Source organism: Devosia sp. (genome assembly GCF_030689745.1).
GTDB classification, from domain to species: Bacteria; Pseudomonadota; Alphaproteobacteria; order Rhizobiales; family Devosiaceae; genus Devosia; species Devosia alba.
Map to the genome: position 1 here is coordinate 15777 of NZ_JAUYGL010000051.1, position 12284 is coordinate 28060.

The 12284-nt window shown below is 63.8% G+C and carries 10 protein-coding genes; 7 read left to right on the forward strand and 3 right to left on the reverse strand.

The features are described from left to right. Nucleotides 1-329: 329 nt before the first annotated feature. Together Q8O80_RS04590 and Q8O80_RS04595 are read left to right on the forward strand one after the other, a co-directional pair. Nucleotides 330-968, forward strand: a complete 639-nt coding sequence (locus Q8O80_RS04590) for a FadR/GntR family transcriptional regulator (protein ID WP_305577407.1) — start codon at nucleotides 330-332, stop codon at nucleotides 966-968. A 160-nt stretch (nucleotides 969-1128) separates the two neighbouring features. After that, the gene (locus tag Q8O80_RS04595; protein WP_305577409.1) at nucleotides 1129-1302 is read left to right on the forward strand and encodes a hypothetical protein; all 174 of its coding nucleotides are present in this window, start codon (nucleotides 1129-1131) and stop codon (nucleotides 1300-1302) included. 13 nt (nucleotides 1303-1315) lie between these two features. Here Q8O80_RS04595 and nirD read toward each other — a convergent pair whose 3' ends face one another. Both nirD and nirB read right to left on the reverse strand, forming a co-directional pair. Further along, entirely contained in the window at nucleotides 1316-1648 is a 333-nt protein-coding gene (gene nirD / locus Q8O80_RS04600) for a nitrite reductase small subunit NirD (protein ID WP_305577411.1), read from the reverse strand. Nucleotides 1649-1659: 11 nt separating this feature from the next. Continuing rightward, a complete protein-coding gene (gene nirB, locus Q8O80_RS04605; RefSeq protein ID WP_305577413.1) occupies nucleotides 1660-4104 on the reverse strand; it encodes a nitrite reductase large subunit NirB in 2445 nt (814 codons plus the stop codon). A gap of 478 nt (nucleotides 4105-4582) precedes the next feature. Between nirB and Q8O80_RS04610 the strand changes: the two genes are divergently transcribed. After that, the gene (locus Q8O80_RS04610; RefSeq protein WP_305577415.1) at nucleotides 4583-5770 is read left to right on the forward strand and encodes a Ppx/GppA phosphatase family protein; all 1188 of its coding nucleotides are present in this window, start codon (nucleotides 4583-4585) and stop codon (nucleotides 5768-5770) included. Further along, nucleotides 5760-6500, forward strand: a complete 741-nt coding sequence (locus tag Q8O80_RS04615) for an RlmE family RNA methyltransferase (RefSeq protein WP_305577417.1) — start codon at nucleotides 5760-5762, stop codon at nucleotides 6498-6500. The genes Q8O80_RS04610 and Q8O80_RS04615 overlap by 11 nt, the downstream gene beginning before the upstream one ends. A 62-nt stretch (nucleotides 6501-6562) precedes the next feature. Here the strand turns inward: Q8O80_RS04615 and Q8O80_RS04620 are convergent, their stop codons facing one another. After that, entirely contained in the window at nucleotides 6563-7957 is a 1395-nt protein-coding gene (locus Q8O80_RS04620) for an MFS transporter (protein ID WP_305577420.1), read from the reverse strand. 279 nt (nucleotides 7958-8236) lie between these two features. Between Q8O80_RS04620 and guaB the strand changes: the two genes are divergently transcribed. The 3 genes from guaB to Q8O80_RS04635 all read left to right on the forward strand — a co-directional run bounded on the left by guaB (nucleotide 8237) and on the right by Q8O80_RS04635 (nucleotide 12147). Then, the gene (gene guaB / locus Q8O80_RS04625; protein WP_305577422.1) at nucleotides 8237-9739 is read left to right on the forward strand and encodes an IMP dehydrogenase; all 1503 of its coding nucleotides are present in this window, start codon (nucleotides 8237-8239) and stop codon (nucleotides 9737-9739) included. A gap of 533 nt (nucleotides 9740-10272) precedes the next feature. Next, nucleotides 10273-10710, forward strand: coding sequence for an MAPEG family protein (locus tag Q8O80_RS04630; RefSeq protein ID WP_305577424.1), 438 nt, complete (start codon nucleotides 10273-10275; stop codon nucleotides 10708-10710). Between the two features lie 144 nt (nucleotides 10711-10854). Then, a complete protein-coding gene (locus tag Q8O80_RS04635) occupies nucleotides 10855-12147 on the forward strand; it encodes an RsmB/NOP family class I SAM-dependent RNA methyltransferase (RefSeq protein WP_305577426.1) in 1293 nt (430 codons plus the stop codon). Nucleotides 12148-12284 lie beyond the last annotated feature (137 nt).

The following is a 12284-nucleotide window of genomic DNA, read 5'->3' on the forward strand; positions in this document are numbered from 1 at the left end:
GGTAGGTGGTTCTGGTAGAAGGTCCGGGAATGCATCGTTTCACCGGTCCGTTGCCTGAACTGTGCACGAATTGGCGGGGCGATCAATATTGAGAAAACGGCTTTTCGCCAATTTCTGCGCTTTTTGTCTGACCACGGCGCCGGATTCGCCTCACTTTGAACGGTTAAGCGGGGCAATTCTTGCCAACATCGTTAAGCCATGCACAATCTGGTCCTACAAAAGAACCTGCCTGCCAGGCCCCACCCGGAGACGCCGCCTTGCCCTTTGATCATCCACGCGCAGCAAAGGCCGGGGGCTCCGTTCAGGCACGCTCTGCGGTTGAGAGTCTGGTGCTCGAGATCCGGGCGCTGATTGACAGTGAACTGCTCAAGGTGGGCGATGCCCTGCCGTCCGAGCGGGAACTGTGCGAGCGGTTTTCCACCAGCCGCAATACCGTCCGCGAGGCGATGCGGATGCTCAAGGCCTATGGCGTCGTCGAAGTGCGTCCCAAGGTGGGCGCCACCATCATCGACAACCGCATGGCGCGGGCCTTCGATCTGTTCTCGTTCAACACCATCGAGATTTCGCGCAAGACCTTTGCCGATATCCAGGGCTTCCGCACGCTGATCGAGGTCAATTCAGTCGACGCCATGTTCGACAATCTGACCGATGACCACCTCGCAGCGCTGCTTGCCGCCAATACCGCCATGAGAAGTGCCCAGACCATTCAGGAAGCGTCCGAGGCCGATTTCGGCTTTCACATCAGCCTGGTCGGCATTCTCGACAATGCCGCCCTGCTCGAGCTCTATCGCATCATGAAACCGGTGATCATCGGCATCATGGAAAAAGGCAAGTCCCGCCAGGATTTTCGCACCAGCACCTTTGACCAGCATCAGGCCGTCATCGACGCCCTGAGCGCCCATGACCGCATCAACTACCAATACGCCCTGCAACACCACCTCACCATCGGCTTCGACACCTTTGTTTGAAGGGCCCTGACCGCTCGCCGGGGCAGGTGCCCTTGGCGCAGAGGTTGTAATCGGCCTCAGGGAGTCTCATCTTCGAGGGATAGACAGCGCGCCATCTCGATTTCGCCCCTTCAGCGTGTCCTGTTGTTGTGGCGTCGCTGCCAAGCCAGGGAGACCACGCATGGTTGCCGATAAGCCCAAAGCCGATCCCAAACACCCCGCGCCTGCCAGGGACGGGGAGCCCGATGAGCGCCCCACGCCCGAGGAACTGGACGCCGAACTCGACCGGCAACTGGCCGATAGCTTCCCGGCCAGCGATCCACCCAAGGTGACGCGCCCCGGCCACCAGGATTGAGCCGGGCGCCAGCCTATTCGGCGGCAACCAGCATCAAGTCGGGCGTGATGAAGATGCGCCCCTCCACGACATTGACGGCATAGGTTCGCACCTCGCCCTCATCGGCGCCCTGTGCCTGTCCCGTGCTCAGGTCGAACACCCAGTTGTGCAGCGGGCAGGTGACCGATGCCCCGTGCACAATGCCTTCGCTGAGCGGACCACCCCGGTGCGGGCAGCGATTGTCGATGGCAAAGATCTGGTCGTCCTGGGTCCGGAATACCGCAATCTTGCCATTGGGGGTATTGACGCATCGCGCCCCGCGGCGGGGTATGGTGTCGACGCGGCCGATTTCGATCCATTCGTCCATGGCGTGCTCCCTCATTCTGCTGCCACCGGCATGCCGAACTCGGCCAATGCCGCAAACTCATGCGCATCCTTGCCATTGACCCGTTCTTGCCAGGGGTCGACCTGGGCAAATTGCTGCGAATAGACAAACCGCTCGTAATAGGCGCGGCGCTTGTCACGATCATCGACCACATTGGCCAGGATCGAGGGCGTGCCCACCCTTTTGGCCCATTTGTAGATGCGCTCGAGATAGCGCCCCTGCTCACGATAGAGCTGGGTCAGCGCCACGATGATTTCGAGCGCCTCATCCTCCGTATTGGCGTGGCACAGCAATTCAGTGCCCTTGATGTCGAGCCCGGCCGCCCCGGCGAAGTGGATGTCATAGCCGGAGTCGACGCAGATCACCCCGATATCCTTGCAGGTCGCCTCGGCGCAATTGCGCGGACAGCCTGATACCGCCAGCTTCAGCTTGGCCGGCGTCCAGGCGCCCCACATGAACTTCTCGATGCGGATGCCGAGCCCGGTGGAGTCCTGGGTGCCAAACCGGCACCAGTCCGACCCCACGCAGGTCTTGACCGTCCGCAGGCCCTTGGCATAGGCGGCGCCCGATACCATGCCGGCCGCATTCAGGTCGGCCCAGACGCCCGGCAGGTCTTCCTTTTTCACCCCGAGCAGATCAATGCGCTGACCGCCCGTCACCTTCACCGCAGGAATGGCAAACTTGTCGGCCACGTCGGCAATGGCCCGCAATTCCTTGGGATTGGTCATGCCGCCCCACATGCGCGGCACCACCGAATAGGTGCCATCCTTCTGGATATTGGCGTGCACCCGCTCATTGATGAAGCGGCTCTGCCCGTCATCCTCATATTCGCCGGGCCAGTCGGACACGAGGTAATAGTTCAGCGCCGGCCGGCACTTGGCGCAGCCGCAACTGGTCTTCCACTCCAGCTCCTGCATCACCGCGGGAATCGATTTGAGCCCCTTGGCGATGATCAGCCGGCGCACATCGTCATGGCCATATTCGGTGCAGCCGCACATCGGCTGCACGGCGGCCGGGTTATAGCCCGCGCCCAGCGTCAGGTGCAGCAATTGCTCCACCAGATGGGTGCACGAGCCGCACGAGGCCGATGCCTTGGTATGGGCGCGCACGCCATCCAGCCCGGTCAGGCCCTTGCCGGTAATGGTCGAGGTGATCTTGCCTTTGCACACGCCGTTACAGCCACAGATCTCTGCCTCATCCGGCAAGGCTGCAACGGCCGCCATAGGGTCCAGGGGGGTGCCCCCCTGATACGCCTGGCCAAACACCAGGGTGTCGCGCATCTCGCGCGTGTCCACCCCGCGTTTCAACAGGTCAAAAAACCACGGCCCGTCCGAGGTCTCGCCATACAGCACCGCCCCGATAATTCTGTCGTCCTTGAGCACCAGCCGCTTGTAGATGCCGGCACTGGCGTCGCGCAGTACGATCTCCTCGCGGTCTTCGCCCTCGCCGAAATCGCCCGCCGAGAACAGATCGATCCCGGTGACCTTGAGCTTGGTTGAGGTGACCGATCCTTGATAGCTGGCCGGCACCCCCACCAGCGTGCTGGCCAGCACCTGGCCCATCTCATAGAGCGGCGCCACCAGCCCGTAGCAGATGCCGCGATGTTCGGCGCATTCGCCCAGCGCAAAGATATGCGGATCATCGGTGCGCATCTGGTCATCGACCACAATGCCGCGATTGACGGCCAGGCCACTTTCCTTGGCCAGCGCCGAGGCGGGCCGAATTCCCACCGCCATCACCACCATGGAACAGGCGATCACCGTGCCGTCGCTCAGCTCGACGCCCTCGACGCGATCCTGGCCCAGCACCTGTTTGGTGTTGGCCTGGGTAATCACGCGGACGCCGCGGTCAACAAAGGCCTTTTCCAGCAGATAGCCCGCTGCAGGGTCCAGCTGGCGCTCCATCAGCGTCGGCGCCAGATGCAGCACGGTGACGTCCATGCCGCGCAGTTTCAGGCCCGCCGCCGCTTCCAGCCCCAGCAGCCCGCCGCCAATGACCACGATGCTGCTGCCCCGCCCGGCCGCCAGCATCTTGTCGACATCGTCGAGGTCGCGATAGGTCACCACGCCCGCCAGCTGATGGCCCGGCACGGGCGGAATGAACGGGCTCGACCCGGTGGCGATCACCAGGTGATCGTATTCCGCGACAAGTCCATTGCTCGATTGCACGCGCTTGGCGGCGCGGTCGATCTGCGTCACCGGCGCCGATTTGTGCAGCGTCACGCCATGCTCGGCATACCATTCATCGCCATGGGTGATGATCTCCGCATAGCTCTTTTCGCCCGACAGCACTGGCGACAGCATCAGCCGGTTGTAGTTCACGCGCGGCTCGGCATTGAAAATGGTCACCTCGAAACGGCCCGGTGCCGCTTCAAACAAATGCTCCAGCATCCGTCCCGGTGCCATGCCGTTGCCGACGATGACAAGTCTCTCGCTCATCTGCATTCTCCTGTTCGGCGCGACGCAAAACAAAAAAGCTGCCAATCGAAGCGCGCCGGTTGGGGAACCGGATTGCGAAACGATTGGCAGCTTTGCCATGCGGGGCGCCCAACGCTGGACACCCAATCAGTTTTGAGCTCGGTACGAGCCCTGTCACCAGTTCAATGCAGGAACCGTGCCAGCCGCTGCGGCTTCGTAAAACAATTTAAAAACAAAGACTTATCAATTCATCTTGAATCAATCTCGGGGCGACCATGGAGCGGTGCCGCACAATCGCACGGCAATCTGCCTAACGGATTGGCACTTTGCAGGCCTGCTCAATCGCGCGCCGCCGCCTGCTTGTCCTCAGCAGCTTCGTACGCATTCCATTGCGCTTATTGGTCCCTTGCTCTACCGTCGTCGGTGACACGAAACAAAGTGCGATCGGGCGCTACCGGCCAAAGCCGGGCCCAGCGACCGCGCACATCAGGAGACCAATGTGACCGATTCCGATCGGTCCGCTGCTGCAGCTCTGTCTTTGGACGGACCGGCACACCGTTCTCCAGCTGGTCTTGACCAGGTGGAGAGGGCAGGGACCAACGGGGTCCCTGTTGATACGGACAAGCGGACAGCGCCCGCCATCAATCCGACTCGCAAGCACCGCGGGCCGCTTTATGCGGCGCTCGACCTTGGCACCAATAACTGTCGACTGTTGATAGCCCGGCCGCACGATCACGGCTTTCGCGTCATTGATGGCTTCACCCGCATCGTTCGCCTCGGCGAAGGCGTTTCCGTCACCGGGCGTCTGGGCGAGGCGGCCATGGATCGCACGCTTGAGGCGCTGCGCCAGTGCCGCAACAAACTGCGCGAACATCAGCCCGCCCGCATGCGCCTGATTGCCACCGAAGCCTGCCGCGGCGCCGAAAACGGCCCGGCCTTTCTGCAGCGCGTCAGGGATGAAATTGGGCTCGATCTCGAAATCGTTGATCGCCACACCGAAGCCCAGCTGGCGGTGATTGGCTGCGCCGACCTGGTCGACGCCAACACCGCCGGGGCGCTGATCTTCGATATTGGCGGCGGCTCCTCCGAGCTGGCCTGGCTGGATTTCCGCGGTGGCCGGCCCAAATCCCAGGGCCGGATGTCGGCGGCGATCCGCTCCTGGCAATCGCTGCCGGTCGGCGTGGTGTCGATCGCCGAGAAGTTTGGTGGCGTGAATGTCACCCCGGCAGTCTTTGAAGCCATGGTGGCCCATGTCAGCGAGCATCTGCGCCAGTTCCGCGGCCGCGAGAAGCTGCGCCAGATGATTGCCAGCCATCCGGTGCACCTGATCGGCACCTCTGGCACCGTGACGACGCTGGCCGGCCTGCATCTTGGCCTTGAGCGCTATGAGCGCCAGAAGGTCGATGGCCTGTGGATGCAACGCGATCAGGTCGATGAAACCATGAACGCGCTGCTCGCCATGCCGTTCGAGCGCCGCGTGGCCCATCCCTGCATTGGCCGCGACCGCGCCGATCTGGTATTGCCGGGCTGCGCCATCTTTGAAGCCATTCGTCGCGAATGGCCAACTGACCGCGTTCGCGTGGCCGATCGTGGCCTGCGCGAAGGCATTCTTATTTCGCTGATGGATGCCGACCGGACCCGGTCGCGTGCCTCGCGCTATCCTCGGAGAAACCCCAATGGTGGATAAAGCTCTCGGTTCTGGCGGGCGCAAGTCCGACAAGGACCTCAAGATCCGGCTCAAGACGGCCAAGGGCCGCAAGACCGGCTCGACCAAATGGCTCGAGCGCCAGCTCAACGATCCCTATGTCGCCCGGGCCCGCGAGGCCGGCTATCGCTCGCGCGCTGCCTTCAAAATCAAGGAAATGGACGAGAAGCACCATCTCTTCCGCCAGGGCATGCGCATTGTCGATCTGGGCGCCGCGCCCGGTGGCTGGTCACAGGTGGCCGCCAAGGCGATCGGCTCCACCGATGCCAATCCGCTGATTGTGGGCATTGATTATCTCGAAATGGACCCCATCCCGGGCGTGAAGCTGCTGATGAAGGACTTCACCGATGATGACGCCCCGGCCATGCTGATCGAGGCCATGGGTGGCAAGAAGGCCGATCTGGTGATGTCCGACATGGCCTGGCCCACCACCGGCCACCGCCCCACCGACCATTTGCGCATCGTCCAGCTCATCGAGATTGCTGCCGCCTTTGCCCTCGACGTGCTGGCCCCCAATGGCGTCTTCATCGCCAAGGTGTTCCAGGGCGGTACTGAGCATGAGCTGCTGCACATGCTCAAGCGCCACTTCAAGTCCACCCACCACGCCAAGCCGCCCTCCAGCCGCGCCGATTCCGCCGAGGCCTATCTCATTGCCAAGGGGTTCAAGGGCACCAATGACACCGTGCCGGGCGAAGGCGAGTACGACCGCTAGCCCCCGGCGCCAGTCCAGCCACTTCAGTGGCTATCCGCCAGGGCCGCCCCGCGCCCCGCCGCTCACGCCTTGGGCAGGGTCGTCGCCTTGTGGCCGGAAACATTGCTGCCCGCTTCGGCCGGCAGGCGCCAGTAGATGAACGCGGCCAGGGCGCTCATGCCCCCCACCACGAAAAATGCGATCTGGAAATCCACCAATTCCAGTTCGCTGCCGCGCATTTGCGTGCTGACTTCCAGGATGGCGCCTGCGACCGCCACGCCGAACGCCACGCTCAATTGCTGGGCGACCGCAACGATGGCGGTGGCCTGGCTCGCCTCTTCATCATTCACATCGGCATAGCCCAGCGCATTGGCGCCGGTGAAAAACACCGAGCGCAACACGCCGCCCACCAGCAGCACCGCCATGATGGCCAGCACGGGCGTCGCGTCATTGAACAGCCCCTGCGCCGCAATCAGCACCCCGCCAAAGAACGCGGCAAAGCCCAGCGTCCGGGGAAACCCGAACCGCGCATAGATCTTCTCGGCCAGGAATTTGCTCATGATCGCCCCGATCGCCGAGACAAAGGTGATGGCGCCCGATTGAAACGGCGTCATCCCGAATCCCAGTTGCAGCATCAGCGGCAGCAGGAACGGCACCGCACCCACGCCGATGCGAAAGAATGAGCCGCCGATAACCGCCGAGCGGAACAGCCTGTGGCGAAACAATTGCGGGTCGAGCAGCGGGTGCTGGGTGGCCCGGGCATGGACGAAATACAGTCCGCCCGCAATCAGCCCCACGGCCAGCGTCCCATAGCCATAGGCAATCGGCAGCGCCGGCAGGCTGACCACCGAGAGCCCGAACACCGTGCCGGAGAACGCCACCGCTGCAATCAGGAAACCCCTCACATCGAGCCGGCGCGGCGAGCGTTCCTCTGGCACCTGCAGAAAGATGCTGACCAGGATGATCCCGGCAATGCCGATCGGGATATTGATCCAGAAAATCCAGTGCCAGCTCAGATAGGTGGTCAGAAATCCCCCGATCAGCGGCCCGGTCAGCGGTCCCAGCAGCGCCGGAATAGTCAGCCAGGCCATGGCCGAAACCAGTTCATTGCGCGGCGTTGAACGCACCAGCAGCAGGCGCCCCACCGGCGTCATCATCGAGGAGCCAATGCCCTGGAAGAATCGCGACAGCACGAAAGTCTCGAGCGAGAACGAGAATGAGCAGGCCAGCGAGCCCAGCATGAACACGAATATGGCGATCCGGAAGATGTTCTTGGCCCCGAACCGGTCGGCCATCCAGCCACTGATCGGAATGAAAATGGCCAGCGCCACGAAATAGGCGGTCAGCGCCAGTTTCAACGCAATCGGCTCGCTGCCGATATCGCTGGCGATTGCCGGCAGGGAGGTGGCAATGACCGTGGAATCCATCTGTTCCATGAACAGGGCGACGGCCAGGATGAGCGGAGTAGCGCGGATCACGGAATGGGAACCAGAAAGGAATCGGAAGGCGTCGCGGCTGCGGCGGCCCAATATGAACCGTGCCGGCAGTTCTGAGAACCCGGCCAGACGCCTGTCGCGCGAAAGATCAGCGTCGTTTCGCACTGTGGTTTCATGGCATAGCCGCCATCCACCGCCACCCACTATGCAAGTGCCCCTGCCGGTGCTATTGACCCTCGCCAACCAGAACCCGACAAAAACCCTGTCCGGTTCAGCATCCTACATCTCTGATCCCATTCAGAAGTCCGGAAAGGTCTGGCCTTGGCGAAGATTATTACCACTATTACTGGCGACGCGGCTTTGACCTTTGACGACGTGCTGCTGCAGCCGGCGCGCTCCGATATTCTGCCGTCTGAAACCGACATTTCGACCTATGTCACCAAGGACATAGCGCTCAATCTGCCCATTCTGTCATCGGCCATGGATACCGTCACCGAAAGCGGCATGGCCATCGCCATGGCCCAGGCCGGCGGCATGGGGGTCATCCACAAGAACCTGACCGCCGACCAGCAGGCCGAACAGGTGCGCATGGTCAAGTCGTTCGAAAGCGGCATGGTCATCAACCCCATCACCATCGGCCCCGATGCCACCCTGGCCGATGCGCTCTCGCTGATGCAGTCCAACCGGATTTCCGGCATTCCGGTCGTCGAGAACGGCGGCACCGGCGGGCGGGCCATTGGCAAGCTGGTGGGCATCCTCACCAATCGCGACGTCCGCTTTGCCTCCCATCCTGCCCAGCCCATCCGCGAACTGATGACTTTTGAAAAACTGGTCACCGTGCGCGATGGCGTCTCCAAGGAAGAGGCCAAGGTGCTGCTGCACACGCACCGCATCGAAAAGCTGCTGGTGGTCGATGCCGATTATCGCTGCACCGGCCTGATCACCGTCAAGGACATCGAAAAGGCCCAGCTCAACCCCAATGCCGTCAAGGACGAACGCGGGCGCCTGCGCGTCGCGGCGGCCTCCACCGTTGGCGATGCCGGCCATGAGCGGTCCCTGCAACTGATCGACGCTGGCGTTGACCTTCTGGTCATCGACACCGCGCACGGCCACTCCGTCCGCGTTGCCGATGCCGTCGAGCGCGTCAAGCGCGAGAGCAATGGCGTGCGCATCGTCGCCGGCAATGTCGCCACCGCCGAAGCTGTCAAGGCGCTGGTCGATGCCGGCGCCGATTCGGTCAAGGTGGGCATTGGCCCCGGCTCGATCTGCACCACCCGCATCGTCGCTGGTGTCGGCGTGCCCCAGCTGGCCGCCGTCATGGCCTGCGCCGAGGAAGGCGACCGCCAGGGCATCCCGGTCATCGCCGATGGCGGCATCAAATTCTCCGGCGACATGGCCAAGGCCCTGGCCGGCGGCGCTTCCTGCGTCATGGTCGGCTCGCTCCTAGCCGGCACCGACGAGAGCCCCGGCGAGGTCTATCTGCATCAGGGCCGCTCCTACAAATCCTACCGTGGCATGGGCTCGGTCGGCGCCATGGGCTCGGGCTCGGCTGATCGCTACTTCCAGCAGGATGTGCGCGACCAGATGAAACTGGTGCCCGAAGGCATTGAAGGTCAGGTGCCCTACAAGGGCGCTGCCGGCGCGGTGCTGCATCAGCTGGCGGGCGGCTTGCGCGCCTCGATGGGCTATACCGGCGCCCATAATCTCAAGGAGTTCCGCGACAATTCGGTCTTCGTCAAGATTTCCGGCGCCGCCCTCAGCGAGAGCCACGTCCACGACGTCACCATCACCCGCGAAGCCCCCAACTACCGCTCCGGCCGCTAGGCCGGGGCAGGGGCACTTTCGGTTCCCACCCAAGGACCGTCGCCCTCGGCATAATCGGGCCTGACCCGAGGGCCCCGAAGCCTGCCCACAGACCGTCACCCTCGGGCTTGACCCGAGGGCTCTGCACTGACTGAACGCTGGTTTGCCAAGCGTTCCTCGGCGCCAGCGCCAGTCCCCCTTATCCCCGGCCCTCAAACCGAGCGCATACTCATGCCCATCACCCCGCATGGGCGGCCTGCAGGCGAACAGTGGTTGGGGTGAGCCGGGTGGAAGTTCGTCTCTTCCACAGGTTCCAGTCCGGCCGTGTGGGGGCGAGCGATCCCCGTGCCGCCGTACAGTTCCAAAAACCGGCGTCCCGGGACGGCGATCGTCTCGTTTTTAACTTTACCAGAGGCGAAAGCCGTCTCGGGATCCGTCCGTCTGCCCCAACCGCCCGGCTCGCGCCGCGCGGTCGCTGGCCATGCCCCCAAAACAACTTCACGCATCCAAACGCACTTGCCACGCGTAGCAGACTCTCTAGCGGAGCTTTATTCATGCCTCTTCTCGCCAAGCTCATGATCCTGGCCATGGCCGCCCAGGCCCTGCTGACCATGGCCATTCTCGTGCTGATGGGCCGCGAGCGCGTGCCGCGTGTCATGTCCGGCGAAATCGCCATGGCCGCCATCGCCGTGGACCGCACTGCCTATCCGCTCAGGGCGCGCCTGCTCTCCAACAGCTTCGACAACCAGTTCCAGCTGCCCGTGCTGTTCTACGTCGCGGCCCTGCTGGCCCTCATGCTGGGCGGCGTGACCTGGTTGGAGGCCGCCGCCGCCGGGCTCTTCGTGGCCCTGCGCTATGCCCACGCCATCATCCATGTCACCACCAATCACCTGCTGCAGCGCTTCGCCATCTACACCGCCGGCCTTGCGGTCCTCGCCATCCTCTGGCTAATGGTCCTCTTTCGCGTTCTCGTCGCATCCCCTGGCCCCTAGAGGCCGCTTGAGTATTCGCTCTGGTGTGGGAGATGGGGCGGGTTTTCGAGAACCGGCGCGCAGCGTACGTTGGGTACGTGAGCACCGGAAGCGCAGGAAACACGCTGCAGCTTCCCACCAGAGTAGAATAATCAGAGGTCTCGCATGCGCCTTCCAGGCCGTCTATCCGCCGCCATTGCAGTCCTCACAGACGTCGAGACGCGCAAGCGTCCCGTCTCCGAAGCGCTCAAGGCCTGGGGGATCAACAATCGTTTCGCCGGGGCAGGGGATCGCGCCGCCATCGGCAATCTGGTCTATGACGCCCTGCGCCGCCGCGCCTCCCATGCCGCCATCATGGCCGATGACAGCCCGCGCGCTTTGGTGCTGGCGGTTGCCGTGCGCGACTGGGGGCACGACCCCGCCGCCCTCAACGACAGTTTCGCCACCGACGATCACGCGCCCGAGCCGCTGAGCGCAGACGAGCTGGCCCGCATCACCGGCCAGCTCCCCGACGATACCGCCGGTCACATCCTTGCCGATGTCCCGCAATGGCTCGCGCCATCCCTCACCCGCGCCTTTGGCGATAGCTGGATCGCCGAGGGCCAGGCCATGGCGGCCCGGCCATCGCTTGATCTGCGCACCAACACGCTGAAATCCCAGCGCGAGCGCGTGCTGAAATCGCTGGCCCGCTTCAATGCCGTGCCAACCGCCATCTCCCCGGTCGGCGTCACCATGCCTGTCGGCTCGGGCGATGCCCGCACCCCCAATGTCACCACCGATGAGGGCTACCTCAAGGGCTGGTTCGAAGTGCAGGATCAGGGCAGCCAGATCGTTGCCGCCCTGGCCGGTGCCTCGCCCGGCGAACAGCTGCTCGATTTCTGCGCCGGCGCCGGTGGCAAGACCCTGGCGCTGGCCGCAGCCATGGCCAATAAGGGCCAGATCTTCGCCTATGACAGCGATCGCAGCCGCCTCGCGCCGATCTATGACCGGCTCAAGCGCAATGGGGCCCACAATGTGCAGGTGCGTGCCCCGCTGCCCGACGCCCTCGATGACCTCGTCGGCAAGATGGATCGCGTCATCATCGACGCGCCCTGTACCGGCACCGGCACCTGGCGCCGCCGTCCCGATACCAAGTGGAAGCTCTCCCCCGAACTGCTCGCCCAGCGCGTCGCCGAGCAGGCCGCCATCCTGGCGGACGCCCGGCGCTTCCTCAAGCCCGATGGCACGCTGATCTACATCACCTGCTCCATCCTGCCCGAAGAAAATGACGACCAGGTCGCCGCCTTCCTCGCCGCCAATCCCGATTTTGCCTCGCTCGATCCGCAAACGCTCTGGCAAGCTGCCTTCGGCGCCGGGGCGCCCGCGGGCGTCGCCACGGCCGGCGCCGGCATTGCGCTGACCCCACGCCTGACCGGCACCGATGGCTTCTATCTCAACGCCCTGCGCCGGACACCATGATCGCCCCGGTGAACCAATCGGTGCCCCGGCGCGTTACCGGTTGAGCTATACGTTTGCGGAGCCGCACGCCATGACCACCACCACCATTGACTACCGCTCCGCCCGCAGTTGGCTGACCTTGGCAGTCTTCCTGGTCG

Coding starts and splice junctions, on each gene's coding strand:
- Q8O80_RS04595 (WP_305577409.1), top strand. CDS start 1,129: ATGGTTGCCGATAAGCCCAAAGCCGATCCCAAACACCCCGCGCCTGCC.
- nirD (WP_305577411.1), bottom strand. CDS start 1,648: ATGGACGAATGGATCGAAATCGGCCGCGTCGACACCATACCCCGCCGC.
- nirB (WP_305577413.1), bottom strand. CDS start 4,104: ATGAGCGAGAGACTTGTCATCGTCGGCAACGGCATGGCACCGGGACGG.
- Q8O80_RS04635 (WP_305577426.1), top strand. CDS start 10,855: ATGCGCCTTCCAGGCCGTCTATCCGCCGCCATTGCAGTCCTCACAGAC.
- Q8O80_RS04615 (WP_305577417.1), top strand. CDS start 5,760: ATGGTGGATAAAGCTCTCGGTTCTGGCGGGCGCAAGTCCGACAAGGAC.
- Q8O80_RS04630 (WP_305577424.1), top strand. CDS start 10,273: ATGCCTCTTCTCGCCAAGCTCATGATCCTGGCCATGGCCGCCCAGGCC.